The organism is Streptomyces justiciae (genome assembly GCF_015163075.1).
Classification (GTDB): Bacteria; Actinomycetota; Actinomycetes; order Streptomycetales; family Streptomycetaceae; genus Streptomyces; species Streptomyces justiciae.
Map to the genome: position 1 here is coordinate 1 of NZ_JADDXU010000034.1, position 25,849 is coordinate 25,849.

22 protein-coding genes and 1 pseudogene are annotated in these 25,849 nt (G+C 70.4%); 14 read left to right on the forward strand and 9 right to left on the reverse strand.

The window, feature by feature from the left end; translation table 11 throughout:
- Nucleotides 1–38 precede the first annotated feature (38 nt).
- The 3 genes from IQ210_RS45925 to IQ210_RS45935 form a co-directional block, all read right to left on the reverse strand.
- A complete protein-coding gene (locus IQ210_RS45925) occupies nt 39–698 on the reverse strand; it encodes a response regulator transcription factor (protein ID WP_194085207.1) in 660 nt (219 codons plus the stop codon).
- Between the two features lie 77 nt (nt 699–775).
- Nucleotides 776–1,336, reverse strand: a complete 561-nt coding sequence (locus tag IQ210_RS45930) for an isochorismatase family cysteine hydrolase (RefSeq protein ID WP_194085208.1) — start codon at nt 1,334–1,336, stop codon at nt 776–778.
- A 148-nt stretch (nt 1,337–1,484) separates the two neighbouring features.
- Nucleotides 1,485–4,208 (reverse strand): helix-turn-helix transcriptional regulator, encoded by a 2,724-nt coding sequence (locus IQ210_RS45935; protein ID WP_228049629.1) that lies wholly within the window; start codon nt 4,206–4,208, stop codon nt 1,485–1,487.
- Between the two features lie 524 nt (nt 4,209–4,732).
- Here IQ210_RS45935 and IQ210_RS45940 point away from each other — a divergent pair.
- The 3 genes from IQ210_RS45940 (at nt 4,733) to IQ210_RS45950 (ending at nt 6,232) form a co-directional block, all read left to right on the forward strand.
- On the forward strand, nt 4,733–5,383 hold the full coding sequence (locus tag IQ210_RS45940) for a hypothetical protein (protein ID WP_228049630.1): 651 nt from the start codon (nt 4,733–4,735) through the stop codon (nt 5,381–5,383).
- A 73-nt stretch (nt 5,384–5,456) separates the two neighbouring features.
- Nucleotides 5,457–5,861 carry an SsgA family sporulation/cell division regulator gene (locus IQ210_RS45945; RefSeq protein ID WP_194085210.1) on the forward strand — a complete coding sequence of 135 codons (405 nt, stop codon included), beginning with the start codon at nt 5,457–5,459 and terminating at the stop codon, nt 5,859–5,861.
- 59 nt (nt 5,862–5,920) lie between these two features.
- Nucleotides 5,921–6,232 carry a WhiB family transcriptional regulator gene (locus IQ210_RS45950; RefSeq protein ID WP_194085211.1) on the forward strand — a complete coding sequence of 104 codons (312 nt, stop codon included), beginning with the start codon at nt 5,921–5,923 and terminating at the stop codon, nt 6,230–6,232.
- A 116-nt stretch (nt 6,233–6,348) separates the two neighbouring features.
- On the opposite strand, the gene IQ210_RS45955 is transcribed toward IQ210_RS45950, so the two are convergent.
- Nucleotides 6,349–7,209, reverse strand: coding sequence for a PrsW family intramembrane metalloprotease (locus tag IQ210_RS45955; protein WP_194085212.1), 861 nt, complete (start codon nt 7,207–7,209; stop codon nt 6,349–6,351).
- A gap of 217 nt (nt 7,210–7,426) precedes the next feature.
- On the opposite strand from IQ210_RS45955, the gene IQ210_RS45960 reads away from it, so the two are divergent.
- The 3 genes from IQ210_RS45960 (at nt 7,427) to IQ210_RS45970 (ending at nt 10,953) form a co-directional block, all read left to right on the forward strand.
- Nucleotides 7,427–7,867: an SPW repeat protein gene (locus tag IQ210_RS45960; RefSeq protein WP_256786467.1), complete on the forward strand. Its 441-nt coding sequence runs from the start codon at nt 7,427–7,429 to the stop codon at nt 7,865–7,867.
- A 32-nt stretch (nt 7,868–7,899) separates the two neighbouring features.
- Entirely contained in the window at nt 7,900–9,825 is a 1,926-nt protein-coding gene (ftsH, locus tag IQ210_RS45965; RefSeq protein WP_194085213.1) for an ATP-dependent zinc metalloprotease FtsH, read from the forward strand.
- Between the two features lie 156 nt (nt 9,826–9,981).
- Nucleotides 9,982–10,953: a sensor histidine kinase gene (locus IQ210_RS45970; protein ID WP_194085214.1), complete on the forward strand. Its 972-nt coding sequence runs from the start codon at nt 9,982–9,984 to the stop codon at nt 10,951–10,953.
- Nucleotides 10,954–11,138: 185 nt separating this feature from the next.
- Here IQ210_RS45970 and IQ210_RS45975 read toward each other — a convergent pair whose 3' ends face one another.
- From IQ210_RS45975 to IQ210_RS45985, 3 genes are all read right to left on the reverse strand, one after another.
- Entirely contained in the window at nt 11,139–11,678 is a 540-nt protein-coding gene (locus IQ210_RS45975) for a phosphatase PAP2 family protein (protein ID WP_228049631.1), read from the reverse strand.
- A gap of 100 nt (nt 11,679–11,778) precedes the next feature.
- Nucleotides 11,779–12,840 carry a YihY/virulence factor BrkB family protein gene (locus tag IQ210_RS45980; RefSeq protein WP_194085216.1) on the reverse strand — a complete coding sequence of 354 codons (1,062 nt, stop codon included), beginning with the start codon at nt 12,838–12,840 and terminating at the stop codon, nt 11,779–11,781.
- A 148-nt stretch (nt 12,841–12,988) separates the two neighbouring features.
- On the reverse strand, nt 12,989–13,561 hold the full coding sequence (locus IQ210_RS45985; protein WP_194085217.1) for a transcriptional regulator: 573 nt from the start codon (nt 13,559–13,561) through the stop codon (nt 12,989–12,991).
- 874 nt (nt 13,562–14,435) lie between these two features.
- Between IQ210_RS45985 and IQ210_RS45990 the strand changes: the two genes are divergently transcribed.
- The 5 genes and pseudogenes from IQ210_RS45990 (at nt 14,436) to IQ210_RS46010 (ending at nt 20,507) form a co-directional block, all read left to right on the forward strand.
- Entirely contained in the window at nt 14,436–15,467 is a 1,032-nt protein-coding gene (locus IQ210_RS45990) for a bifunctional DNA primase/polymerase (RefSeq protein WP_407699751.1), read from the forward strand.
- A complete protein-coding gene (locus IQ210_RS45995; protein WP_194085219.1) occupies nt 15,464–17,053 on the forward strand; it encodes a DNA primase family protein in 1,590 nt (529 codons plus the stop codon). The genes IQ210_RS45990 and IQ210_RS45995 overlap by 4 nt, the downstream gene beginning before the upstream one ends.
- Nucleotides 17,050–17,439, forward strand: coding sequence for a DUF6009 family protein (locus tag IQ210_RS46000; protein ID WP_194085220.1), 390 nt, complete (start codon nt 17,050–17,052; stop codon nt 17,437–17,439). Before IQ210_RS45995 ends, IQ210_RS46000 begins: the two co-directional genes overlap by 4 nt.
- Before the next feature lie 190 nt (nt 17,440–17,629).
- Nucleotides 17,630–18,294: pseudogene (locus IQ210_RS46005) on the forward strand (DUF4097 family beta strand repeat-containing protein).
- A gap of 686 nt (nt 18,295–18,980) precedes the next feature.
- Nucleotides 18,981–20,507 (forward strand): FAD-dependent monooxygenase, encoded by a 1,527-nt coding sequence (locus IQ210_RS46010; protein ID WP_194085222.1) that lies wholly within the window; start codon nt 18,981–18,983, stop codon nt 20,505–20,507.
- On the opposite strand, the gene IQ210_RS46015 is transcribed toward IQ210_RS46010, so the two are convergent.
- Nucleotides 20,500–21,168: a ScbR family autoregulator-binding transcription factor gene (locus IQ210_RS46015; protein WP_194085223.1), complete on the reverse strand. Its 669-nt coding sequence runs from the start codon at nt 21,166–21,168 to the stop codon at nt 20,500–20,502. The two genes, IQ210_RS46010 and IQ210_RS46015, sit on opposite strands and share 8 nt — an antisense overlap.
- A gap of 209 nt (nt 21,169–21,377) precedes the next feature.
- Between IQ210_RS46015 and IQ210_RS46020 the strand changes: the two genes are divergently transcribed.
- Nucleotides 21,378–22,244, forward strand: a complete 867-nt coding sequence (locus IQ210_RS46020; protein ID WP_194085224.1) for an NAD(P)H-binding protein — start codon at nt 21,378–21,380, stop codon at nt 22,242–22,244.
- Between the two features lie 334 nt (nt 22,245–22,578).
- Here IQ210_RS46020 and IQ210_RS46025 read toward each other — a convergent pair whose 3' ends face one another.
- Entirely contained in the window at nt 22,579–23,577 is a 999-nt protein-coding gene (locus IQ210_RS46025; RefSeq protein ID WP_194085225.1) for a ScbA/BarX family gamma-butyrolactone biosynthesis protein, read from the reverse strand.
- Between the two features lie 336 nt (nt 23,578–23,913).
- Here IQ210_RS46025 and IQ210_RS46030 point away from each other — a divergent pair, with 336 nt between their 5' ends.
- Together IQ210_RS46030 and IQ210_RS46035 are read left to right on the forward strand one after the other, a co-directional pair.
- The gene (locus IQ210_RS46030; RefSeq protein ID WP_194085226.1) at nt 23,914–24,102 is read left to right on the forward strand and encodes an acyl-CoA carboxylase subunit epsilon; all 189 of its coding nucleotides are present in this window, start codon (nt 23,914–23,916) and stop codon (nt 24,100–24,102) included.
- 121 nt (nt 24,103–24,223) lie between these two features.
- The gene (locus IQ210_RS46035) at nt 24,224–25,816 is read left to right on the forward strand and encodes an acyl-CoA carboxylase subunit beta (RefSeq protein WP_194085227.1); all 1,593 of its coding nucleotides are present in this window, start codon (nt 24,224–24,226) and stop codon (nt 25,814–25,816) included.
- Nucleotides 25,817–25,849 lie beyond the last annotated feature (33 nt).

Genomic DNA, 25,849 nt, shown 5'->3' on the forward strand with positions numbered 1-25,849 from the left:
GCCACACCCTGAACCACGGCCCCGCAGGGCTACGGGGTCTACTGGCCCAGATACCGCAGCACCGCCAGGACCCGCCGGTGCTGCCCGGTGGCCGTCTGGCTGAGACCCAGCTTCATGAAGATGCCGGTCACATGTCGCTCCACCGCGGCGACACTCACGAAGAGCTGCTCGGAGATACCTGTGTTGGAGTGGCCCTCCGCCATCAGCGCCAGAACCTCGCGCTCCTTCGGCGTCAGCGCGGCCAGCGGGTCCTCCGGACGCTTGCGCCCCAGCAGCGCCGCGATCACATCGGGGTCCAGGGCCGAGTCACGCGCCAGGACCCGCTCCACGGCGTCTATGAGGAGCTGCGGGCTGGCCACCTTCTCCTTCAGGAGATAACCGACCCCGCTCGGATCGTCCCCGACCAGGTCGAGCGCGTAGGAAGCGTCGAGGAACTGGGAGAGGACGATGACGGCGGTCTCCGGCCGGGCGGCGCGGATCTTCTGCGCCGCCCGCAAACCGTCCGCCTCCAGGCCCGGCGGCATCCTGATGTCGGTGATCACCACGTCGGGGCGGTGCTCCGCGGCGGCCCGGACGAGGTCCACCGCGTTGTCGACGGCCTCGACCACGTCGATGCCGGACTTGCGCAGGATGGCCGCGATACCTTCGCGCATGAATGGCTGGTCTTCTCCCAGCACCGCCCGCAGTGGTTGATTCATGCCGGGATCCTAACCCGCGGTGTGTCCGCGCCGAGTTGGCGAGGAAAGAGAGATGACCGTCCTGGCCTGCGCAGGTCTCAACGCGATACGGCGAGAGCGGCCAGCACGTGTTTGGTGCTGCCCGTCTCGGCGATGCGCGGGTAGATCTTGGTGATGGTGTGGTCGTGCGCCGCGCCGTCGGTGTCGGTGACGGCGTCGACCGGGACCGTGACATGGAAGTTCTGTTCGTGTGCGTCGCGGACGGTGGACTCCACGCCGCTGCTGGTGGCGATGCCGGTGACGACGACCTGGGTGACGTCCCGCCGGCGCAGCCACTCGTTCAGTCCGGTGCCGGTGAAGGCGCTGCGCGAGTACTTGGTGATCAGGTGGTCGTTCTTGCCCGTGCCCAGCTCAGGGACGAGTTCGGTCCAGTGCGGGGTCGGGGCGGGGAAGCTCGCGCCGAGGTCGTTGCGGCCTTCGGGGCCACCGGCGACGTTGACGAGCACGACGGGCAGCCCGCGGCGGCGGAACGCGGCGAGCAGCTCGGCGTTCCGGGCGATGACATCGGCGACCGGGTGAGCGAGGGGCAGGTCGACGATGCCCTTCTGCAGGTCGACGACGATCAACGCGGTCTTCCGGTCTAGGGCGGTGATCGGCACGGTCACTCCTGGGGGCGGGTGGGCACCTCGTGGCGAGCACGGATCACGAGGCGACAAAGGTGGATGCTGCTTGCACCTATTTGCATTTCGACGTTAACACGTGTGCGGAGCGCCGGTCGGCGGCCGACGTGTGCAGGTGTTCACCTGATCACACGGCGACGCCGGGGGATTCGACCTCGCGGGCGTACAGGCGGGCCAGCTGTACCCGGGAGCGGACACCCAGCTTCTCGAAGGCATGCCGCAGATGGGTGTTCACGGTGTGCGGGGAGACGAACAACCGTTCCGCCGCCTCACGGTTGGTGGCTCCCTGCGCGATCAGCCGCACCACGCCGAGCTCCGACCTGGTCAGTCCGCGCCATTCGGCGGCCGGTGCCGCGGGCGCGGCGGACGCCGTGGCCAGGGGCCGTACGCCGAGCGCGCGCAGTCTTCCGCGCACCCGCTGGACGTCGCGTTCGGCCCCGCAGGCGGCGTAGCCGCTGAGCGCGTCCTCGAAGCGGGACAGGGCACCGCGGGCGTCGGCCGCCGCGAGACACCTACCGGCGTCCTCCAGGGCGCGGGCCCGCAGCAGGGGGCGGACCTCCCCGTGGCCCTCCGCCGCCTCTACGAGGAGTTCAGCGTCCCCCGCGTACAGGCCGCGTGCGTGCATGGCGGCGGCGGTGAACAGCGGCAGACCGGGGTTGAGCCGGGCCCGATCCTCGGCGAACTGCACCGCCGTCGCCGCCATCTCACGCTGCCCGGAGGCGAGCGCCGCCGTCACCAGCAGGACGAGGTCCCCCGCATCGACACAGGCCACATGCAGGAAACCCCGGCGCACGTGGGCGGCGGCACCGTTCAGCCGCTCGCCGCTCAGCGGCTCGTCCCGGTACAGGGCGGCCAGGACCGACACCCACGCTCCGGCCCGCCGCAACTGCCGGTCATCGCCGGCGAGACAGACCTCCGCGCGTGCCGCACACGCCTCCATCTCCCGGTCGTCGCCGATGTGGAAGGCGGCCCGGGCCCGCGCGCACAGCACGGCCGCCTCAGCGGCGGCGTCGGAAGTGCCCGGCGTGGCCGGCATCTGCCCGGTCGGCTCCTGGGTGACAGCGAGTTCCCGTGCAGCTTCCCGCAGTCGGCCGCCGCCCAGCAGCAGCCGGGCCCGCGCGGGCCGCCACAGCGCCGCGTACGCCGCACGGCCTCGCTGTTCCGCCTCCAGCAGACCGCTGTCGATGAGATCCGCGGCGCCCTCGTGGTCGCCGGCCAGGCCCAGCAGCTCGGCTCTCCAGACCAGTGACAGGACGACCTCGGGCAGCATGGGCCCGTATGCCGGATCGAGTTCGGCGGCCTGCGCCGGCACCGGCTCGCTGTGCCGGAGGGCGTCGCTCCAGCGCTGCCGGTGACAGGCGCTGACCGATCTGAGGGTGCGCTGCGTGAGGTCGTTCAGCGGGTGGGTGCCGCGGACGTGGCTCAGGGCCCCCGCCACGGCACCGCCTGCCTCCTCGGCCGCTCCCGTGAGCAGCCGGTTCAGCAACGTCGTCGACCGCAGCTGGTCCTTCACCGGCAACGGGACGTCGGGGTGGTGCAGGGCGCGGCGCAGGTGGGCATCGGCCTGGTGCACCGGGAACGGGCCGCCCATCCGGGCCAGTTCCAGACAGACATGCGCGTGGGTGACCGGGTCGGGCGGGGTCTGGAGCACCTCGCGGGCCAAGGCGCGGGCCTCGTCGGACTCGCCCGCCTCCCACAGCAGCGGCACCAGCCGCGCCGCCAGCCGTGAACGGCGGGGCGTGGCGGGCAGGGCAAGCTCCATCGCACGGCGCACATGTGCGGCGCCCGCCGCCGGGGCGAGGGGGGCGGCCTCCCGGGCGGCGGCCTCCAGGACGCGGATCGCCCCCTCGTCGCCGGGGTCCGCCAGCGCGCCGATCTCGGCGGCGAGAGCCGTCGCGGGGGTGCCGTCCGCGAGCCGGAGGTCGACCGAACGCCGGCGCAGGGACACCTGAACCGGCGGCGGCAACGTCGCGGCAACGGCCGCACGCAGCGACGGATGCGTGAAGGCGAGATGGTCCCGCCCGGCGCGCATCAGCCCCGCCGCGAGCACCTCGCGCAACGGACTCAACAGCGCCGGTTCCCTGAGTTCCAACATGCGGGACAGATGCCGTACGCGGACGCTGTCGCCCAACACGGAGGCGGTGAGGACCAGTTCGCGGGCGGGCGGCGTCAACTGGTCGAGCCGACGTGCGACGACAGCCGAGGCCACCTCGTCATGCCCAGGCGACGAGGTGAGCAGCGCGCATGCGTGCCGGATCGTGCCCGGCAGCCCGCCGAGGAGCGGCAGATACGGTTCGGCCTCCGCGGCCCGCGGGCCCATGAGGTCCGTGACGAGCCGTCGTACGGCATCGGGGTCGAGGGCGGTGAGTTCGAAGCCGTCCGTCTGCTCGGCCGGCAGGTCGCGGCGCAGGGCCGTGACCGCGGGCACGTCGAGGTGGGAGCGTGCGGCGAGCATCCACAGCACGGGCAGCCCGGCCAGCCGTGCGGTGAGGGTGCGCAGGGCGAGCAGCGTCAGGTCGTCGCAGTGGTGCACGTCGTCGTGGACGACGAGCACCGGCCGCTGCCGGGAGAGTTCCCGCAGTCCGTCCTCGACCTGCCGCAGCGCCTGGTACGGAGAGCCGGGCTCCTGGGCCCCGGCCTCGGGCTGCCGCGGCGCGAGGGCATCCAGCAGGGGGGCGGTCAGGACCGTCGCTCCCGTCGGGGCCGCCTGCTGGGCGGCTTGGGCCAGCAGATGGGACTTGCCGGAGTCGGCGGGCCCCTCGATCCACAGCACTCCACCCTCATGACGGTGGACGAGACGCAGCACGCGCCGTCGGAGCAGCTCCGGGGTGTCGGTCATCGTCGCCTTCATCAAGGCAGCCTCCATGTTCCGTGTGCCGCACGGCCTGGCTGGGGCACATGTGAGGTGTCCCGGCGGCAGCGTGAGGTGTGTCGCCCGGGACTCAGCATGTGTCCTTGTCGTGGCCGGTGACTGTCAAGGACACCGGAGCCGCTCCGAGGGCCCACCTGACGACGGGTGTAGGGAAAACCCGAGGTCTGGGGGCGGACCAGCCCGGAGCCGACGGTTCCGGTGCGGCCGAGGCCCGGACGCCACCGCAGGTCACACGGTCGGTGCCCGTCGCGGGGTGGGGTGGGCCCTACAAAGCCTTGGGGGAAGCCCGAGGAAGGCCGAGGGAACACACGACAGACCGGGTTGCGGACCGCTCAGAGACTTGTGCTCGGCTCGGGAGTTCCACTCCCAGAACGTGAAGTGTGGGGGCCGGTCTCCGTGCACACACCTCGGGCCGCCACGCCCGCAGGAAACAAGGTTCACCGGCAGACGAGATACGTGCCGCGGCAATTCGAATGCCTGTGGCTCAAGAACGGGGAACAGAGATGGCTCAGCTGGAAACACCTCCTCATGAGGTGCGCGACCGGATGCGCCAGCCCGAACCTCACTCGGTATCTCACCAGGTGTGGCGCTCCGGCGCCCGGTGGAGTGCCCGCCCGGGCGGCGCCCTCACCCGGGCGACGATGGTCGCCGGCTCGCTGGTCTCGGCGGCCGTGGGCGGCCTGCTGATCGTCGTGCCCGTGCACACACCGGCCGCGGCCGGGGCGTTGTTCGGGGTGCACATCGCGGTCCAGGGAGTGCTCCAACTGCTGGCCGTCCGCCGGTCCACGGCCTCGGCGGCCGTCCGGTGCCTGCTGGCCGGCGGTGGTGTCGCCGCGCTGCCGCTGGGCGCGATCCTCTTCGCCGGACGCGCCGACACGGTGTTCCTGCTGGCCCTGTGGACCGGCTGCGCCTGGCTGCTGCGGGGTCTGACCATGGCGATCTCCGTCACCTCGCCCTCGGTGAGCCACGTCTTCGTCTACGACGACGTCCTGAACGCGGTGATCGTCTCGGCCGGTCTGTTCATGACCGCCTTCCCCTTCGTGTCACCGGAGCAGCTGGCTGACGTCGGCGGCGCCGTACTGGTGGCCACCTCGGCCTTCGAGGCGCTCGCCGCCGCACGCCGGAACTCCCGCACACTGCGCGCCATCGACTGAGCTCAGCAGCCCGCAAAGCAGCAATCCACGTTTCACGCCGAACGACCGGCTGAGGTCCTACTAGGAGGCGACCATGAAGAAGTGCCATCTCGCACTGGAGATCACCCACTGGGTGTGCCCCGAGCTCGACCTGCCGCTGCAGTGCGAGTTCTCCTACGACACCCAGGACCCGCTCGCCGTCATCGTGGTCTTCGACACCGACGGAGTGCGGCCGGTGACCTGGGCGCTGTCCAGGGATCTGCTGGCCGACGGCCTGGTCGCCCGCGTGGGCGAGGGCGACGTGATGCTCTGGCCGGTGCTCGACCTCGACGGTGAGCCGTCCTCCTTCTGCATCCGCGTGGGCAGCGCCCGCAAGGCGGTCTTCGAGATTCCCGCCGAGCCGGTCATGACATGGCTGGCCGGGACCTACGCCATGGTCCCGAGGGGCACCGAGCTGGAGGGCGTGGACTGGGACGAGTGGGCCCAGCTGGCGGAGTGATGCCGACGGGTCCGGCCGCCGGGGCCGGACAGGCGTAGCGAGACAGGGAGAGGAAGACCATGCGGAACACGCCGAAGAACACACTGCGCCCCTTGCTGACCGACTGGCAGTGGCAGCAACGTGCCGCCTGCCGCGGAATGAGCAGCGCCACCTTCTTCTCGCCGCCAGGCGAGCGGGGCCGCGCGCGCCGCGTCCGCGAGGAGCGGGCCCGCGCGATCTGCGGCCGCTGCGAGGTCGTCGACATCTGCGCGGCCACGGCCCTCAAGCAGGGGGAGACGTACGGCGTCTGGGGCGGGCTGTCCGACGACGAGCGCCGGCAGCTCGGCAGGGGAACACAGCGCGCCGACAGCCACGACGCGGCGTCCCGGTGACGGGCGGGCCCGGAACCGGAACGGACCCGCCGCCCGCCGGCACCTCTCCCACGCCCACCCTCAGCTGATCCGCCGCCACCAGTGAGTTGACGGCGGATCACCCGTGGGGCCTGGGATCAGGTCTGGGGTGTGGGAGCCACCGTGGACGAGACCGTGGCCAGGGCGGCACCCGCAGACCGGGACAGGCCCGCCAGGCGGTGGGTGGTGTACACCAGCAGGGACAGGCTGACGGCGGCCAGCACCGCGTAGGCGGTGTCGTCGTCGAAGCTGTCCCAGGCCGTGTGCAGGCCCACGGCGACCGCGTAGACCAGGACGAGCACCCCCACGGAGCGGCGCCGCCAGTGATGCTCCGCGGCCGACCACAGGGCCGCGCTCGTCAGCCCGGTCCACGCCATGTGGGCGGCCGGGCTCAACAGGCCGCGCACCACGAGCAGATGATCCACCACGTGCAGGTCGCCGCCGGACTGGACGAGCTCGACGAAGGCGTACCCCATCGTCTCGAACACCGCGAAGCCCGCACCCGAGGCGACCCCGATGAGCAGGCCGTCACCGGGGGAGCGGCGCCGGATGAACAGCAGCAGTACGAGCGGCATGACGAGTTTCGCCGCCTCCTCGATCACCCCCACGGCAGCCATCGGCAGTACGTCCAGCAGGATCAGCGTCCGGTACTCCAGGAACCCGGCCGTGGTCACCCCGATGGCGCCGCCGACCAGGGCCGTGACGCCCACGACGGGCGATCCGACGCCGAAGTCGAGCCGCCGCCCGGCGACGAAACTCACGAAAGCCGCCGGTACCAGGGACGCCCCGAAGAAGAGCAGGGCGGGGACGAGATTGGGGTTCCCGGTGGAGATCAGCGCCGAGTGGATCAGCCAGAACAGCAGCAGGCCCACGGCCAGGACGGCCAACCAGCCCCAGCGCCGGCCCAACTGGACCAGTCTGCCGTGGTCCCTGCGGACCGAGTTCTGTGTGTCGGACACGGGATCCTCCTTTCGGGAGAGCGGAGTGTGCTCCGCCCGAAGGTGCCCCGTGCGGCAACGGACCACATCACATGAACGTGCCAAAAGGGACAAATAGAGTGGGAGCTTCCTGGCCGGCCAGCCGCCAATCACTCACATGTGTGATGTCCCGCTGAGGGCACCGACGACACCATGTGTGTACGCAGCCCCCGGGACGGCGAGTGTGAGGAGCCCTCAGGTGCCAGGATTCACGCAGCAAAGGGACGGCAGCACATACCCGTCCGACACCTTCGGTACATCGGGACGCCGCATCCAGGTGCTGAGCGGTCACGACGTGGCGCTGGTGAACGGGCCGGTCTTCCTGGTCGGCCTCTTCTACGCGATCTCCCCCTGGGTGCTGGGCTTCGCCCGCAGCCATCATGACCTCGCGGTGCACGACCTGGTCGTGGGCAAAGCCATCTGTCTACTGGCCGGCGGCTTCACGGTGGCCCCGGAACGCATGACCGGGCTGAGCGTCGCCCTCGGCGTCACCGGCCTGTGGATGGCGGTCTCGCCCTGGGTGGTGGGCCAGGCCCCGGGCCGAGCCACCGCCGTCGGGGGCGTGGTCCTCGGCGTGCTCGCCCTGATGCTCGGCCTGGTCTCGACCGTCATGGTCCGCCGTGCCAACCGAGTCCCCTAACTTTCCGTGCTCCGCTTGTGAGGAGAGGCCTGATGGCCGCACCCGTACCACCCCGCCATGACCCACGGTCACCTTGGCGCTCCGAAGGAGTGCCGGGCGGCTCGCCCACCCCGGACGGCCGCCGCTCCCGCAACGGCTGCCTGCTGCAAGTCGTGATCTTTCTCGTCATCTACCTGGGGACCGGCTTCCTCTACAACGGCATGCACGGCGACGGCACCACGTCCGTCGACTACACGGTCTTCACGGCCCAGTTGGACGCGGGCAACGTCAAGACCGTCTACTCACGCGGCTCGCAGATCCAGGGCACCCTGAAGCAGGCCCGGAAGGTACCCGGCAGCACGGACGACGGGACGTACGTCCACTTCAAGACGTACAAGCCTGCCTTCGCCGACAACGACCAGCTGTGGAAGGAGATCGAGCAGAAGAAGGTGTCGGTCTCCGCCTCGCCAGTCGCGCAGGGGCCCGGCCTCGGCCAGTCGCTGCTGGTGTCGCTCCTGCCGACCGCGCTGCTGATCGGGGTGTGGGTGTTCGTGGCCCGCAAGGCGGGCGGCGGACTGGGCGGCGGCATGAGCGGCGTGTTGGGCCGTAAGCCGCCGAAGCCGGTCGAGGCGGAGCAGGAGCGGACGAGCTTCGCCGACGTCGCCGGCATCGACGAGGTGCAGGACGAACTCAACGACGTCGTCGACTTCCTCAAGCGCCCCGACGCCTACCGCCGGATGGGCGCCAAGATGCCGCGCGGCGTGCTGCTCGCGGGCCCGCCCGGCACCGGCAAGACGCTGCTCGCACGGGCGGTGGCGGGCGAGGCGGGGGTGCCGTTCTTCTCCGCCTCGGCGTCCGAGTTCATCGAGATGATCGTCGGCGTGGGCGCCTCCCGGGTGCGGGAGCTGTTCGCCGAGGCGCGCAAGGTGGCCCCGGCGATCGTCTTCATCGACGAGATCGACACCATCGGCCGGGCCCGCACCGGCTCCTCGATCGGCGGCCACGACGAGCGCGAGCAGACCCTCAACCAGATCCTCACCGAGATGGACGGCTTCTCCGCCTCCGAGGGCGTCATCGTCATCGCCGCCACCAACCGCGCCGAGATCCTCGATGCGGCGCTGACCCGCCCCGGCCGCTTCGACCGGGTGGTGACCGTCTCCCCGCCGGACCGCACCGGCCGCGAGGCCATCCTGCACATCCACACCCGCTCCATGCCGCTCGCCCCGGACGTCGACCTCGCCCAGGTCGCCAAGGCCACCCCGGGCATGACCGGCGCCGAACTCGCCAACCTCGCCAACGAGGCCGCCCTGCTCGCCGTCAAGCGCGACCAGGTCCGCGTCACCGCGCACGATCTCTCCGACGCCCTGGAGAAGGTCCAACTCGGCGCGCAACGCCCGCTGGTGATGCCCGAAGAGGAACGCCGCCGCACGGCGTACCACGAGAGCGGACACGCCCTCCTCGGCATGCTGCAACCGGGCGCCGACCCGGTCCGCAAGATCACCATCGTGCCGCGCGGCAGGGCGCTCGGGGTGACGCTGTCGACGCCGGACGCCGACAAGTACGCGTACACCGAGGAGTACTTGCGCGGCCGGATCATCGGCGCGCTGGGGGGCATGGCCGCCGAGCAGGTCGTCTACGGCGTGATCACTACCGGCGCGGAGAGCGACTTGGAGCAGGTCACCAACATCGCGCGCGGCATGGTCGCCCGGTGGGGGATGAGCGAACGGGTGGGCCGGCTGTCGGCTCTGCCCAACGACGGTCAGCAGGCCTACGGGCTGGCCGCTGCCCCGCAGACCCTCGACGTCATCGACGGCGAGATGCGCCGGATCGTCGACGAGTGCTACGAGGAGGCCTGCCGCAAACTCCGCGATCACCGCAGCCAGTTGGACGCCCTCGCGCACGCCCTGCTGGAGCACGAGACCCTGGACGAGGCGGACGCCTACCGCATCGCCGGGGTCATGTCCCTCGCGAAGGACTGAGAGCGGTCGATCCCTTTCCCGGGCACTCTTTCAAGTCAACAGGGCATTCTTTCAAGTCAAATGACTGATGCGTGCCCCTGGACCGGATGTGAGAGTCGGGCCAGTGACGGGGCGCGGTGGGCGAGCCACCGGGCCCGGGGGGAAGGAACCTGCGCGATGACGTCGATCGCCGGCGATTGGGGAAGCGTCTTTGACGTCATACGCCAGCCCGTCTGGGCCGTGGACGCCGCCCACCTGGTGCGCTACGCCAACCGGGCGGCCGCCGAAGCGATGGGATACGACGACCCCGCCCAACTGCTGGGGCTCGACGGCCGCCCGTCCCCCGCCGCGGACCTTGACAGTGGCGGCGGCGCCCTCACCCGGATCGACGGCACGCTCCTGCCGGTCGAGTGGAACCGCATGCCGCTGCCCGGCACGGGCGGCGAAGCGGACCTGTACGTCTTCCGGCCACTCGACGCCGAGCCGCGTCTCGGCGGCCGTAGTCCTGGCAGGACAGGCCCGCTGTACCGGCGTCTGGCACACCGGCAGGCGGAGCGGGACCGCCGCCACGCCAGGGTCCTCCAGCACGAGGTACAGGAACGGATGGTCAGGACGCTGCTCGGACTGAACATAGCCCGCGAGGAGCTGACCGCGGTCCCTGCGCAGGCGGCCGGCCTGCTCAGCGACGCGGTCCGTGACACCGAGGAGGCCCTGGCCGGCGTGCGGGAGGTCACCGACGCCCTGTGCCCCGGCGCCCTGCGCGCCGGAGGACTGCCCGCGGCACTCGCCGCCCTCGCCCGGCGCCGCCCCAGTCGTACGACCGTCTCGGGCACGTTCTCCGAGCGGCTGCCCGAGCTGGTCGAGACGCATGCGTACCTCCTGGTCGCGGAGGCGGTTGAGCGGGCCGTGGACCACGGCGGGGCCGACCACGTCCACGTCACCGCCGACCACGGCCCGGACGGCACGGACAGTACCGATCTGGTGGTCACCGTCGCGGACGACGGAACGGAACCGGTGACGGGCGCGGACCTGGCCGCCTTGAACGAGCGGGTGGCCGCCCTCGACGGCACCCTGACGGTGCGGCACATCCCCGGCACCGGAACCACGGTCACTGTGATCGTGCCGTCGGGACCCGCAGACACAGCCTGAGAAACCGGGCGGGGGGAGCGGGACGATGCTGTTTGAGGGCGGGCGCCGCGACCGGCGGTGTGAGGGACGGGCCGGATGACGGCGCTGCTTCCGCGCCGGCCAGGACTCCGCTCAGGGCGCCCTTGCTGCTCAGATTCGTGGACCGGCTGCCCCCGGGACCTCAGGCAGCCACGCATCACCACCCGTCACACGAGGCGTCGCCGCAGGAGTTGCGGTGCGCAGCGCACCAGGGCGGCGGCAGAGAGACCGATAACCCCGCCGGCCGTCACATCGAAGGGGTAGTGGGCACCGCTGTGCACCCGCTGCGCGGCCACCATCACCGCCGAGGCGCCACAGGCGGCACCGGCGGCCGGCCACACCGGTGCGACACCACCCGCGAAAGCGACGGCTGCGGCGGTGTGCCCGGAAGGGAAAGAAGAGCTGTCCGGGCGCTCCTGGAGTTCCTCCGGAGGCACCCACTCCGCTGGCGGGCGGCGCCTGCGGCAGAGCGGTTTGGCAACCGCGTTGGACAACACCTGGGCCACGCCCATGGCCGCCATCCCGGCGGCGGCCGCCGTGCGACCGGGCCACCCGCCGACGGCGGTCATCGCTATGGCTGTCGCGCACCACAGCCTCGTGTTCTCGGCCGCCTCCTGCACCACGGGCGCCAAGCGCCGCACCCAGGGCGGCCCCCAGCCGATCGCCCGACGGGACAGCAGGCGCTCCCCGTCGCGAAGGTCCGCCATCGTTCCCATGATCAGCCGACTTCCCGCACAGAGTTCTCCCACACCGCTCTCGGATCGGCTTCGCCGGGGCGGCGAAGCCCGCAACGGCCCGGCGGCTCCCTCAGGATCCGAATCGGCGGCGGTCCTCGTCGTCCCACTTGCGGGTGTCCCGCGGCTCGACGTACGGCTCCCTGTCGGCCGGATGGCCGCCCGCCACGGCGCGCTGGCGGGCCAGTTCCGCGTCGAACTCCAGGCCCAGGAGGATCGCCAGATTGGTGATCCACAGCCACACCAGGAAGACGATGATGCCGGCGAAGGTGCCGTAGGTCTTGTTGTAGGAGGCGAAGTTCGCCACGTACAGCGCGAAGGCGGCCGAGGCGATCATCCAGATCGCCAGCGCCAGCAAACTGCCCGGCGTGATCCAGCGGAATCCGCGCGCCCGCACGTTCGGCGTCGCCCAGTACAGAATCGCGATCATGACGGTGACCAGGAGGATCAGCACCGGCCACTTCGCGATCGACCAGACCGTCAAAAAGGTGTCCCCGACCCCGAGCGCGGTGCCGACCTGGTGGGCCAGGCTGCCGGTGAACACCACGATCACGGCGCTGATCACCGCAAGAACCATCAGGACCGCGGTCACCCCGACGCGGACCGGCAGCACCTTCCACACCGGGCGGCCTTCGGGCACGTCGTAGACGGCGTTCGCGCAGCGGATGAACGCCGCGACATAACCGGACGCCGACCACACCGCGAGCCCCAGACCTACGATCGCCATGATCGAGCCGAGCCCGGCGTTGCCCTGCATCTGTTTGACCGCGTTGGTGAGGACGTCTCGGGCGGCGCCCGGTGCCAGTTTCTGGATGTTGTCCAGCACCTTCTGTGTCGCCGACTGCCCGACGATCCCCAGCAGCGAGATCAGCGCCAGCAGGGCCGGGAAGAGCGCCAGGATCCCGTAGTAGGCCAGTGCTGCCGCCCGGTCGGTCAGCTCGTCCTTCTTGAACTCCCTCAGGGCGCCTTTCAGCACCGCCCCCCAGGAGCTCTTGGGCAGATCTGTCGGAGTATCCGGCGCCTGCCGCTGAACCTGCTCGTCCGGCCCGGCTTCAGGGGCCTGCGCGGCATCAGCCTCCTGGCTTGCCGCAGGGTGCCCGCCAGGCGTTCCATGCCTTTTCAGCGTCCGTACCATTTGGCCCGGGTATCCGGTCCGGGCACCAGCTATACCCACATTCGGGACAAATCGACCAGCCTGGCCTGTCAGGCGAGGCGGAGCACCGTGCCGGAATGGCGAGCCCGGTGGGGTGGCAGGCGTACGCCGTGGTGGGCGGATAGGTGGCTCAGGCCGCGAACCCGATGTTCGTGACGTACTCGTACTGGCCCCACTGCGAGCCCAGGTCCACGATCTGGTCGACCCAGGCGTCGTCGAGGGCCTGGAGGTTGTCGGCGGCCCAGGCCTCGACGATGCGGTCCCAGTGGCGGACGTTGAGGGTGCGGAACTCCACCACGCGCTGGCGGGGGCGGGGGACCTGCGACTGGTTGAGGGGGTGGATCTCGACGCGGGTGCCGCGGCCCTCGCGGTTGAGGCGGGCCAGGAGGTAGCGGGCGGTGTTGTGGCGGCGGACGGTGCGGTAGGCCTGCTCGATGCGGTCGAGGTTCTTCTTGGACGGGCTGCGCTTGCCGTCCAGCCACGCCTTCAGGGTGCGGTCGGTGACCGTCAGGCCCGCGGCGCGGGCGGCGGCGCGGGCGTGGTCGGTGCGGGTGAGGTAGTGCAGGCGGGCCAGCAGACCGCGCTTGGCGGTGATGGGCGTGGCGATGTAGCCGGCGAGGGCGTCCAGGCGGCGGGCGACGGCCTCGTGGCCCTTGATGCCACGGGCGCCGTACAGGCCGAACTCGTGAGTGCGCTCCGGCATTTCCTCTCCTCGCTCGCCCGGCGTCCTTGTTCGCCCGCGTTTCCCGCAGGAGATCAGTATGGGCCAGGAGGGGAAGAAGGTGGCCGTACGGGGTAACGGTGTTGCCGCTTGGCCCGGGGGCGCGGCGGCGAGGCTTGGGTCGCTCCCGTCCGCTCTCGGTCGCTACCAAGAAGGCCCAGGTCAGGGCGTTTTCGGGCGGGGAACAGCGACTGAAGCGATCGAAATCCACACATGTGCGAAGGAAAACGGCGAGCGCACCGCTGCTTTTCGGACGGGCTGGCTCCGCCCGGCTTCAGGTCGGATGCAGAGTCGCTTGAGTCGCTTCGGTAGCTGGGCCCGCGAGCGGCGTCGGCTTCGATCGCTGAGCTCCGATCGGCTCGGAGAGCGGTCAGCGACTGAAGTCCAGCTACTGAAGCGGGTTCGGTAGCTACTCAGTCGCTGAGAAGAAGTGCCAGGTCAGATGGAGTGCACCCAGGGAAACAGCGACTGAAGCGACTCAAGGTTCGGGTATATGAAGACATTGGCGTGTGCGTGCGTGCGTGTGCGTGTGCGCGTGTGCGCGTCATATATTCAGTCGCTCAGTCGCTTCAGTCGCTGTTTTGGTCTCTTCAGCCCCTCTGACCTGCGCTTTTCCATGAGCGACTGAACAGCTACCGAAGCTGCTTCAGTCGCTGGGTCGCTGTCCCTTCGGTAGCTGGGTTCCGAATCGAATCGAATCTTTGTTTTCCACAGGGGACTCTCCGTTCCCACTTGCTTCGCTAGGCTGTTTTGGTCGCTCAGTCGCTTCGGTCGCTGGTGGGGGGTGCGCATGGCCTCTGAGCTGCACAACTGGCGTAGCTACTCATCTGTGTCCGCCCCGCTCGCGGGCGCGCTGATGACGGCTCGGTGGTGTGCCAGCCGAGGATGGCCCGTCCATCCGCTGGCCCCGGGGCGCAAGACCCCCGCGGGCAACTGCGAGGACTGCCGACGTCCCGGCCATCACCACAAGGGCTGCGGCTGTCCGGCCGCGGGCCGCTGGTGCCACGGATTCCACGCCGCCACCCTCGACTTCGCCCGCATCGAGCGCTGGTGGGGCGCCAACCCCGGCTTCGGCGTCGGCATCTCCTGCGGGCCCGCGAACCTCCTGGTCATCGACATCGACGCGCACGAACGCCAACTGCCGAGTCGGGACCGCCTGTTACCGGGCATCGGCATCGCCGACAGCATCGACCTGACCGGGCTGGCCAACGGCTTCCACACCATCGGCGTGCTGGCCGCCCTGCGCGGCTTCCCCAGCCCCGCCGACGACGAGAGGACCCTGCGCGTCAGGACCCCCTCGGGCGGCCTGCACGTCTGGTACCGGGCCCACAGCGGCCACCGCTGGCAGTGCTCCACCGGCTCCGGCGTCCGCGCCCTGGCCTGGCAGGTCGACGTGCGGGCGCACGGCGGGTACATCGTCGCCCCCGGCACCGTCACCGACGCGGGCATCTACGAGCCCGTGGGCCCCGCACGCGAACCCGCGCCGCTGCCCGACTGGCTGGCCCGCGAACTGGAGCGCACCGGCCATCTGCCGCCTGCGTACGTCCCCGCGCCCCGACCGGTCCCCCCGCGGGCCCGGCAGGCAGTGCTGGCCGCAGGAGGCGGTGAGGGAGCCGCCAACCGGGTCCTGGCCGCGCTGCTGGCAGAGGTGGCCGCCTGCGCCTCCGTCGCCGAAGGAGCGGCGTTCTCGGAGAAGTTGAACCGGGCCGCCTTCACCGCGGGCGGGCTGGTGGCCGGTGGGCAGCTCACCGTGGACGAGGCCGAGCACGCCCTCAAGGAAGCCGCCGAACACGCCAGGCCGGGCCAGGAACGCCGCTACACGGCCATCATCCGCAGCGGGCTCAACGCCGGCCGCACCCGTCCACTGCTGCCGGGAGGTCGCGCATGACGTCCCGCCAGGAAGACACGCTTTTCGACGCGCAGACGTACGGCGCCGAGACTTACAGCGTCCAGACCTACGAGGCTGAGACCTACGAGGCTGAGACCCACGGCGCCCAGGCTTTCGACCCCCAGGCCGTCGCCGCACAGATCCTCGCCCAGCCCGTGCCCCGCTCCTGTCCCGAGGAGGTGGCCCCGGCCTCGGGGGAGGCCACCTCCGACGGGCTGCTGCCCGACACCCTCAGCGACCGCGGCAACGCCAAACTGTTCGTCAGGCTCTACTCCAACGACTACCGGCACGTCCCCGGCCTCGGCTGGTTCCGCTGGGACAGCACCCGCTGGCAGATGGACGAGGACGACACCGTGATGTGGGCGGCCGGCGACCTCGCCGAGTCCCTCGCGAGCAACGACCCGCGCGGCGTGTTCACCTCCTCCGCGTTGCAGCAGCACCGCCGCCGGGCCCTGAGCACCAGCGGCATGAACGCGATGCTCGCGCAGGCCAAGTCCGCTCCCGGCATGGTCCTCAACGCCGCCCGGCTGGACGCCGACCCGTACGCGCTGTGCACCCCGGCCGGAGTCGTAGACCTGCGTACCGGGCTGATCCGTACCCCCGACCCCGACAAGGACTTCCACTCCCGCTCCACCACCGCGGCGCCCCAGGCGATGCCCACGCCGCGCTGGGACCGCTTCCTCACCGACACCTTCGGCGACGGTCCCGAGGGCGCCGAGATGATCGACTTCCTGCATCTGCTGCTGGGCTACTCCATCACCGGCGACGTCGGCGGGCAGGTCATGCCGTTCCTGTTCGGCTCCGGCAAGAACGGCAAGTCGGTGCTCCTGGACGTCCTGATCAAACTCATCGGGGACTACGCCGACGCCGCCCCGCCCGGCTTCCTGATGGCCCGCCCGTACGAGGGGCATCCCACCGACCTGGCCGAACTGCACGGCCGACGCGTCATCGTGTGCAGCGAGGTCAAGCCCGGCGACCGCTTCGACGAGGCCCGGGTCAAGCTCCTGACGGGCGGCGACCGCATCAAGGCCCGCCGGATGCGCCAGGACTTCTTCAGCTTCCAACCCACCCACAAACTCTGGCTGCTGGGCAACCACCGGCCCGAAGTGGGCACCGGAGGCTTCGCGTTCTGGCGGCGCATGCGGCTGATTCCGTTCCAGCGGGTCGTCCCGGACGACCGTAAGATCGACAACCTGGCGGACATCCTCGTCACCGAGGAGGGCCCCGGCATCCTCAACTGGCTGATCCTGGGCGCCCGTCGCTACCTGGGCGGCCAGAAGGACCTCACTGGACCCGAGCGGGTACGGATCGCCACGACGGCGTACGCGGAGACCGAGGACCACACCGGCCGCTTCCTGTCAGAGTCCTGCCGGCTGGCCCCCGCGCTGCGGGCCGAACAGACCCAGCTCTACGCGGTTTATAAGACTTGGTGCCAGAATGAGGGGGCCCCGGCGATCTCGTCCCGGGCCTTCGCGGCGCGGGTCCGAGAAGTGGTGGGACTGGTGTCGCCCAAGGAGATGATCCTGTCCAACCAGCGCAAGTACTACCCGGGCATCGGACTTGTCGCCGACGAGGAGACAGCATGAGCGCCCTCATCGCCGAGGACGAGCTCGTCCACGAGGACGACCTCGTCTGGCTCGAGGACATCAGCACGCTCGACTACGTACGTCAGAGCCTTGACCGGCTGCCGACGCGCCGCGGCAAGCCCGCCTACCACCGCGACGGACGTATGGTCGGCTACGCGGTGCTGGGTCCCCGTGCCAAGCCCTCCCGCTCCTCGGGCACGTTCCGGCGCCGGGTGTTCTGGCTGCTGCCGCACGACCGGGACACCGCGCCCGAGGGCCTGTACACGACCGGCGCCCCCGCCGAGGCGATAGACCCGCGCACCCTGGCGCCGGGCAGCAAGGGCTGCAAGACCGAACGTTCCGAGGGCGGCCCGTTGTCGTCGGACGTGGCCCAGCTGCTGCCCTGAGCTTTCACCTTCATTCATTGCAATGAGCGATGAGGTTGTCGTTGCATTTGCCTCAGGCTCGTTGCAACAGTTTTGGCGATGTGAACTGCGGAAATGCTGATTGCTTGCAACAACTGTGTTGTCTGAATCTGGAAAGCAACGTAGCTTTTCCGTCATCGGAAACGACGACCGCGCAACACAGGAGAACATCATGCAGAAGTACGACACCCCCGCCCCGATCTCCGCCGTCCTCGACATCCCCGCCGGCCGCATCCAGTTCGTCGCCGCCGACCGCGCCGACACCACCGTTGAGGTCCTGCCCGCCGACCCCGCCAAGAAGCGCGACGTCCAGGCCGCCGAGCGGACGAGCGTCGACTACGCCGACGGCGTCCTGCACATCCGCACCGCCGACCCCAAGAACCAGCTCCTCGGCGCTGGTGGCTCCCTGGAGGTCACCGTCCAACTCCCCGCCGGCTCCCGGGTCGAGGCGAAGACCGCCAGCTCCGAGCTGAGCGGTGCCGGCCGCCTCGGCGACGTCGTCTTCGAAGGCGCGTACCGGCGGATCAGGATCGAGGAGGCCGCGAGCGTCCGCCTCACCGCGATCGACGGCGACGTGGAGATCGGACGGCTGGACGGCCCGGCGGAGATCAGCACCGCGCGGGGTGACATCCGGGTCGCCGAAGCCGTACGGGGCGCGGTCGTCCTGCGCACCCAGTCCGGCAGCATCACGGTCACCGCAGCAGCCGGCGTCTCGGCCACCCTCGACGCCGAGACCGGCAACGGCCGTATCAGCAACGCCCTGAAGAACGACGGCACCGCCGAACTCGACATCCGCGCCACCACCTCCCAGGGGGCATCACCGCCCGCAGCCTGTGAGAAGGCGGTATGAACCCCACCCGACGGCCGGGTCCGGTCTGGACCGGACCCGGCCGCACCGCACGAGCGGCGAGTAGGTCGCCTGTGTGTGGCGGGCAGGCGAAATGACGGATCGTCACGGCAGCCCGGTCGGCCGGTGCGTCGGTGCGCCCCCGTCCGCCCTTACGGGCGGGATAAGTGATCGCTGACGCTGGCAGGGGAGCTTGGTGTGCTCGCGGCGCCGGTGCCTCCACTGACCGCCGCAACGACCGGACCGCTGGTCCTGCGGTAGTGACCGCGAACGTAGGTGCCGTCGGTGCGCTGGTAGCTCCGTACCGTGTCTGACAGTCGCTTTCGCTCCAACTCCTTCCACTGGACGCAGAGTTGACCCCGAGAGGCCAGTTCCGTCAGGCCCTGTGACGTCCGAGCCCGGAAGCACGCTGTGGAAGTAGCGTCGCCGCGTCGGGGACAGACCCACCCCGAACCCCCCGCAGGCAAAGAACGGTTCAGGGATTCCGGCCGACGTTGCAAAGAACCGTCCACCCGGTATATTTTTTCGCTGTCCGCACTTATGAGCGAATGGGGCAGCTCAACTCCCGGAGGGAGACGGGGAGTTGATTCGGGCGGGGCCTGCTGGACGGTCGTACGCCTTGGTTCTCCGCCTGCCCTATGCGCCATTGGTCCACGACTGGGGGAGGCCCGCAACGATGCGTGGTATGCAGGCTCAAGTGGTGATCGTCGGCGGAGGGCCCGTGGGTATGGTCCTCGCCTGCGAACTGGCGGGATACGGCGTGCGCACGGTTGTCTTCGAGGCGGAGGCCCAGGTCTCCCGGCAGCCCAAGGCGACGACACTGCACGCCCGTACGGTGCAGTGTCTGGTCCGGCGCGGTTATCTCAGCGGGTTCGCGACGGCAGGGGAGTGCACCGGCTCGGCAGTGACGAACAGCCCGTTCCACTTCGCGGGCATCCCGGGGCTGGCCATCTCGGCGCCCGCCGCGGAGCCGGAGCCGATTCTGAAGTGCGCGCAGGAGGACCTCGAGCGTCACTTCGGGCAGCGGGCGCGGGCCGCCGGTGCGCGGATCGTGCGCGGGTACCGGGTGATTGAGGTCCGGCAGGGGCCGGACGGGGTGGCCGTCGTGGCCGAGGGACCGGACGGCCAAGTGACGTGTACGGGCGACTATCTCGTGGGGACGGACGGGGCACGAAGTCTCGTACGGGAGGGGGCGGGCTTCGCGTCCCGGACCTACCCGGCCACCGTCTCGGCGATGGCCGGTGACGTCCGCCTCGACGTCGCTGAGGACCTTCCGCCCGGCTGGCACCGCACCCCGCGCGGCTGGATCGTCACCAAGCACCTGGGAGCGGGCGCGGTCCGGCTGCGGACCCTCAACTGCGACGGCGCCCACCAGGACCGGCATGCGCCGCTGACGCTGGAGGAGTTGCGTGCGGAGGTGTCCTGGCTGGTCGGGCGGGACGTCGCGATGGGCGAGCCGCGGTGGCTGAGCAGGTTCAGTGACTTCTCCCGGCTGGCCGACTGCTACCGCAAGGGCCGGGTGTTCCTGGCCGGGGACGCGGCGCATCTGCACTTCCCGATCGGCGGTCAGGGGCTGAGCACCGGGCTGCTGGACGCCGTCAACCTCGGCTGGAAGCTCGCCTTCACGGTGCGCGGGTCCGCCGGCGAAGGGCTGCTCGACACCTATGACGAGGAGCGCCGGCCCGCCGCACAGCGGGTCATCGACAACACCCGGGCCCAGCTTGCGCTGATGCGGCCCGCCCCCGAACTCGACCCGCTGCGGGAGCTGTTCGGCGAGCTGCTGGCCGGCGGCCGGGAGAGCGGGGTGCTGGCGTCCATGGTCAGCGCCCAGGACACGGTGCTGCCGGTTCGCGGTGCGGATTCCTCCCCTTGGGAAGGAAGGTTTCTGCACAACGTCGACCTGGTGACCGGCAAGGGGCGGACCGATGTGATCTCGCTGCTGGGCGAGGGGCGGCCGCTGCTGCTCGTCCTCGGCGACCGGGGCGACGACTACGCGGAACAGGCGCGCGGCTGGGCGGGGCTGGTGCGGGTGGTGCACGCCGAACCGGTGCCTCAGCTGTCCTGTCCCGCCCTCCTGGTGCGGCCCGACGGCTACATCGCCTGGGCCGCCGGGAGCGACGGGCCGACCGCCGCTCTGACCGGGTACTTCGGGCCGGGCGCGGCAGTGGAGGCCAGGGGTGTGCTGGCCGGGACCGTCAGCTGACGGGGACGCGCAAGGACGCGGCGTGCAGGGCCTCGAGCTCGGTCTGGACCGCGGCACCGCGGTGCTCGGTGATGTCGACCGTGGCCAGCACGGAGGGGACCACCACGCTGGGCAGCAGATGCTGGAGCAGGCAGCTGACCCGGCGTGGCAGGTCCTGGTAGTTGCACAGGGCCTGGGACATCGCCTGCACGCCCGCGAAGGCGCCGACCACGACGTCGGCGGTCTCGGCCGGGTTGACGTGGGAGAGCAGTTCCCCCTGGACCTGGGCCTTCTCCAGCATCTCCGTGCCGACCTCACTCCAGCGCAGGAAGGGGCCGCTGCGGTCGAGTCCCTGGGCCTGCTGGTCCAGCGACAGCCGCACGCTCGCCCGGACCATCGGATCGGTCTGCAGGTGGTAGGCGTGCAGCACAACGGTGTCCACGAGCCGCTGCACCGTGCAGGGACGCTCGGGGATGGGCAGCCGCTGGTCCTGCTCGTGGAGCACGCCTTCGGCGAGGTGTTCCTTCGAGGGGAAGTGGAAGTACAGAGCACCCTTGGTCACTCCGGCGACCGCCAGGATCTCGCTGATGGTCGCGGCCTGGTAGCCGCGCTCCTCGAAGACCTTTGCCGCCGCCGTCAGGATTGCGTGTCGAGTCCGGATCGCCCGGTCCTGCTTGACCAACTTCGGCCTCCTCCAGTCGATGAGCCCGGAGACCCAACAAAAAAACCGTCCAGTTTGTATCTTACAGCTGGTTGGCTCTCGCGCAGCCCCTTGGCTTGTAACAGATTCAAGGAGTTGCCAAAAAGCATTGCCTACAGGGAGGGGACTGAGATGGCGGCGATCAGGTGGGGCACCGGTGCGACCGGGGCCCGGGCGGGGGAGGGATCGCGATGATTCTGGTGACCGGAGCCACCGGAACGGTGGGTCGAGCATTGGTTGAGCGACTTCCCGCCGATTTACGCGTCCGCCTCATGTCCAGGGACCCCGCGAAGATCGTGGGGGCGGCGCCGACGGCGGAGAAGACCGCCGGGGACTTCGAGGACCCGCAGTCGCTGGCGCGGGCTCTCAAGGGGGTGCGCACGGCGTTCCTCGTCACCACGCGGCCCTCCGGCGACGACGACGCGCGGTTCGTGCGGGCCGCGCAATTGGCCGGAGTACGACGGGTGGTGAAGCTCTCGGCGGCGGCCGTGCTCGATGAGGAGGCCGATGACCTCATCACCCGGTGGCAGCGGGCCGGCGAGGAACTCCTGCGGGCCTCCGGCCTGGAGTGGACCCTGCTGCGGCCGCGCGCGTTCATGTCCAACTCCCTTTCCTGGGCTGCTTCCGTACGATCCGAGCGCACCGTCCGCGCGCTGTACGGGACGTCGGGCAATGCCTGCGTGGACCCGCGGGACATCGCGGAGGCCGCCGTACGCGTCCTGACCGAGGAGGGGCACGCCGGGCACGCCTACACCCTGACCGGACCCGAGGCCGTCACCGCCGCCGGACAGACCCGGCAGCTCGCCGGGCTGCTGGGGATACCGCTGCGCTTCGCGGAGTTGACGCTCGACGAGGCCCGTGCCGGTCTGGCCCGACGCTATCCGCCACCGGTGGTCCAGGCCCTGCTGGAGAGCGCCGAGCGCCAGCGCGCGGGCGCCAAGGCGGGGGTCGACGGCACGGTCGAGGCCTTGACGGGACACCCGGCACGCACCTTCTCCCACTGGGCGCAGGACCATCTGGCCGCCTTCGCGCCGACCACGGAACCGGTGGGAGCGTAGCCACGGTGCGGGTCGCCGGGGGAGGGCCGAACGGCCCGGTCTTCAGCGACCCGCACCGCCTTGCCTCCGGCGACCCGCGCGGCCCTGCCCCCCCACCCAGTGACCCGCGCCGCCCGGGCCGAGCACGGAGTGGGCGCCGGCGGCGGTGATGCTGCCTGGCTCCCTCGTCGACACCTGTCGTACGGCGAGCCCGTCCGGTGGCTGTCGTACGCGACAAGTCCCCCTTCCCGTCCCCTAGTTCACCGCTTCTCCGCCCCGCCCGGGACGTGGAACGGCCCCCTCCGGACGAGCCATAGCGTCGGGAGGGAGGCCGGTACAAAGGGGAAGAGGGTCGTCAGTCGGTGGGCGTTGCCATGGTCACGGTGCAGCGGAACACGGCCGTCTCGCCCTGGTAGGCGGTCACGAGCACGGTCTCGCCGCCGTCCTGGTTCACGTCGGTGAGGCGGCGGGCCTCGACGACGCACGGCGCGTTCAGTTCGACGTAGCGCAGGAACTCACTGGAAACGGAGAGAGGCAGCGAGGCATGGCCCAACGTGGCGGCCGCGGCCTGCCGGGACGCTTCGAGGAGCACCATGCCCGGCACATGGTCGACCTGGTGGTCGAAGAGCACCGGGTGCCGGGTGTCCACGCGCAGCTGCCAGCGGTCCGGTTCCCCGATGGGGGACAGGACCACGTCCGTCGGGGACATACGGCCGACGGTCTGCGGGGCCTCCGGGGCCGTCAGCGCGATGACCTCGGGGCGTTCACCCGCGGGCACATGGGCGGCACGCAGCCGCTCGTAGACCCGAGGGTTCATGCAGGTGAGCGCGCCGCCCCCGGTCGCGGCGAGGGCGCCGTCACGATAGATCGAGACCTCGATGCGGAACCCGGAAACGTTGGCACCGCGCCGCTTCACGTCGACGCACCGGACGTCGAGTTCGAGCGAGGCGGGAGTCCAGTCGACACGCACATGCTCCGGTCGGACGGCCACGCTGAGGTCGCTCACCAGGAAGTGGTGGCCGAGGGGGACGCCGTACTCGGCGTGCGCCAGCAGGATGCCGGCCTGCCGGATCGTCTCCGCGGCGATCAGCGGGTCGTGGCAGTCGTCCACGGTGGCGAAGAAGCTGTGCCCGCGAGGCCACTGGGCGTCGACGGCGAAGCGGTCCTCGGCGACGGGCCGCCAGTCGGTCAGCATGACCTCGGCAACGCTCGCGCGGTGGACGAATTCCTTTGGAACAGTAGTGGTCAGGGACTGGTAGAGCGGGGCTCGGGAGCCGGTCGGCTCCGTCGTGGCGCTCTCTGTGGCTGCTGCGCTGGGTATCGCGCGGTGCATGCGGAACGTGCTCGCAGACATAGTTCCCCCTGAGCCGCTGTGGCTTGAATGTCGGTGGTGGATCCCTCAGGACTGCGAAGATACATACCATCCGGTTTAATTTCTAGATGGAACGCGGCGCTCCAGCCGACGATAAATGGAACGACTCGTTCCCAAATGTGGAGACAACCGCCCCGGATCTGCGGCGGCGGCCCGAAACCCGCAGGTCCGCCCGAGAGGCTCCCGGGCGGGCGGCATCCGGGCCGGCCGGCGCCCGCCCGGCGTTCCGGCGCCCCTCATCTCAAGTGATCTCAAAGCGCCCCTTGAGTGGCCTGCCCGATCGTGTCTGCAGGCCCGAGATGAAGGGGGATCGGTTGTATGGCTAGCGAAAAGCTGCTGATCAGGGTGGAGAAGGGGGAGCCTGACGAGGCGGAGCTGGCCGCCGTCGTCGCGGTGCTGCTGTCCCTGCGGGCGGGTGAACAGACCGAGTCTGAGGAGTCGCCCGCGGCCGAAATCGACTGGTGGCGAGGGCCGGAGTCCTACGTGGCGCCCGACGGCTGGCGCTGACGCGACGCCATCTCCCGAATCCCTTCACCGTTCAAACAGAAACCGCTCAAGCGGTTTGTTATGATGGCTTTACGGACCCGGGGCGGGACCTCCTCGGCCTTGTCCCAGGAAGGCACCTGACATGGCTCTGAAGACTGGCCCGGTACCGAACGAACCGGGACCCTCGGACATACGCGGACGCGTGGCGGAGCTCCACAGCATCCGCGAGCAGGCTCTGGCAGGCCCCAGCCGCGAGGCGACCGAGGCACAGCACGCCAGAGGGAAGCTGACCCCCCGGGAACGCATCGAACTGCTGCTGGACCCGGACTCCTTCCACGAGGTCGAACCGCTGCGCCGACACCGCGCCACCGGTTTCGGCATGGAGATGAAGAAGCCCTACACCGACGGTGTGGTCACCGGATGGGGCACGGTCGAGGGCCGCACGGTCTTCGTCTACGCCCACGACTTCCGCATCTTCGGCGGCGCGCTGGGCGAGGCCCACGCCACGAAGATCCACAAGATCATGGACATGGCCCTCAGCGCCGGGGCCCCGCTGGTCTCTCTCAACGACGGCGCGGGCGCCCGTATCCAGGAAGGCGTCTCCGCCCTCGCCGGGTACGGCGGCATCTTCCAGCGCAACACCAAGGCGAGCGGTGTCATCCCGCAGATCAGCGTCATGCTCGGCCCCTGCGCGGGCGGCGCTGCCTACAGCCCGGCGCTGACCGACTTTGTGTTCATGGTCCGCGACACCTCGCAGATGTTCATCACCGGGCCCGACGTCGTCAAGGCCGTGACCGGCGAGGAGATCACCCAGAACGGCCTCGGCGGCGCCGACGTCCACGCGGAGACCTCCGGCGTCGCGCACTTCGCCTACGACGACGAGGAGACCTGCCTCGCCGAAGTGCGCTTCCTGCTCACGCTGCTCCCGCAGAACAACCGGGAGGCGGCACCGAGGGCACGCTCCGGGGACCCCGTCGAACGGCGTTCGGAGACGCTGCTGGACCTGGTGCCGGCCGACGGCAACCGGCCGTACGACATGGTCAAGGTCATCGAGGAGATCGTCGACGACGGCGAGTACATGGAGATCCACGAGCGCTGGGCGCGGAACATCATCTGCGCGCTGGGCCGGCTCGACGGACAGGTCGTCGGCATCGTGGCCAACCAGCCGCAGTCCCTCGCGGGCGTCCTGGACATCGAGGCCAGTGAGAAGGCCGCGCGGTTCGTCCAGTGGTGCGACTCCTTCAACATCCCGATCGTCACGCTGCTGGACGTGCCCGGCTTCCTGCCCGGCGTCGACCAGGAACACGGCGGCATCATCCGGCACGGCGCGAAGCTGCTGTACGCCTACTGCAACGCGACCGTCCCGCGGGTCTCCCTGATCCTGCGCAAGGCGTACGGCGGCGCGTACATCGTCATGGACTCCCAGTCCATCGGCGCCGACCTCACCTACGCCTGGCCGACCAACGAGATCGCCGTGATGGGCGCCGAGGGCGCCGCCAACGTCATCTTCCGCCGCCAGATCGCCGAGGCCGAGGACCCCGAGACCATGCGGCAGAAGCTGGTCAAGGAGTACAAGGCCGAGCTCATGCACCCCTACTACGCCGCCGAGCGCGGTCTGGTCGACGACGTGATCGACCCGACCAGGACCCGGGAGGTTCTCATCCGCTCCCTGGCCATGCTCCGCAGCAAGCACGCCGATCTGCCGTCGCGCAAGCACGGCAATCCTCCGCAGTAGCACCACGTTCGACGGGACCGGGGATGTCGGTAC

What these genes read in the sequence shown, in the direction of transcription:
- IQ210_RS46020 (WP_194085224.1), top strand. Translation starts at nt 21,378, where the DNA reads ATGATTCTGGTGACCGGAGCCACCGGAACGGTGGGTCGAGCATTGGTT.
- IQ210_RS45975 (WP_228049631.1), bottom strand. Translation starts at nt 11,678, where the DNA reads ATGGCGGACCTTCGCGACGGGGAGCGCCTGCTGTCCCGTCGGGCGATC.
- IQ210_RS45985 (WP_194085217.1), bottom strand. Translation starts at nt 13,561, where the DNA reads ATGCCGGAGCGCACTCACGAGTTCGGCCTGTACGGCGCCCGTGGCATC.
- ftsH (WP_194085213.1), top strand. Translation starts at nt 7,900, where the DNA reads ATGGCCGCACCCGTACCACCCCGCCATGACCCACGGTCACCTTGGCGC.
- IQ210_RS46025 (WP_194085225.1), bottom strand. Translation starts at nt 23,577, where the DNA reads ATGTCTGCGAGCACGTTCCGCATGCACCGCGCGATACCCAGCGCAGCA.
- IQ210_RS45925 (WP_194085207.1), bottom strand. Translation starts at nt 698, where the DNA reads ATGAATCAACCACTGCGGGCGGTGCTGGGAGAAGACCAGCCATTCATG.
- IQ210_RS46035 (WP_194085227.1), top strand. Translation starts at nt 24,224, where the DNA reads ATGGCTCTGAAGACTGGCCCGGTACCGAACGAACCGGGACCCTCGGAC.
- IQ210_RS46000 (WP_194085220.1), top strand. Translation starts at nt 17,050, where the DNA reads ATGAGCGCCCTCATCGCCGAGGACGAGCTCGTCCACGAGGACGACCTC.
- IQ210_RS45980 (WP_194085216.1), bottom strand. Translation starts at nt 12,840, where the DNA reads ATGGTACGGACGCTGAAAAGGCATGGAACGCCTGGCGGGCACCCTGCG.
- IQ210_RS45990 (WP_407699751.1), top strand. Translation starts at nt 14,436, where the DNA reads ATGACGGCTCGGTGGTGTGCCAGCCGAGGATGGCCCGTCCATCCGCTG.
- IQ210_RS45995 (WP_194085219.1), top strand. Translation starts at nt 15,464, where the DNA reads ATGACGTCCCGCCAGGAAGACACGCTTTTCGACGCGCAGACGTACGGC.
- IQ210_RS45945 (WP_194085210.1), top strand. Translation starts at nt 5,457, where the DNA reads ATGAAGAAGTGCCATCTCGCACTGGAGATCACCCACTGGGTGTGCCCC.
- IQ210_RS45950 (WP_194085211.1), top strand. Translation starts at nt 5,921, where the DNA reads ATGCGGAACACGCCGAAGAACACACTGCGCCCCTTGCTGACCGACTGG.
- IQ210_RS46010 (WP_194085222.1), top strand. Translation starts at nt 18,981, where the DNA reads ATGCGTGGTATGCAGGCTCAAGTGGTGATCGTCGGCGGAGGGCCCGTG.
- IQ210_RS45935 (WP_228049629.1), bottom strand. Translation starts at nt 4,208, where the DNA reads ATGAAGGCGACGATGACCGACACCCCGGAGCTGCTCCGACGGCGCGTG.
- IQ210_RS45970 (WP_194085214.1), top strand. Translation starts at nt 9,982, where the DNA reads ATGACGTCGATCGCCGGCGATTGGGGAAGCGTCTTTGACGTCATACGC.
- IQ210_RS45940 (WP_228049630.1), top strand. Translation starts at nt 4,733, where the DNA reads ATGGCTCAGCTGGAAACACCTCCTCATGAGGTGCGCGACCGGATGCGC.
- IQ210_RS46030 (WP_194085226.1), top strand. Translation starts at nt 23,914, where the DNA reads ATGGCTAGCGAAAAGCTGCTGATCAGGGTGGAGAAGGGGGAGCCTGAC.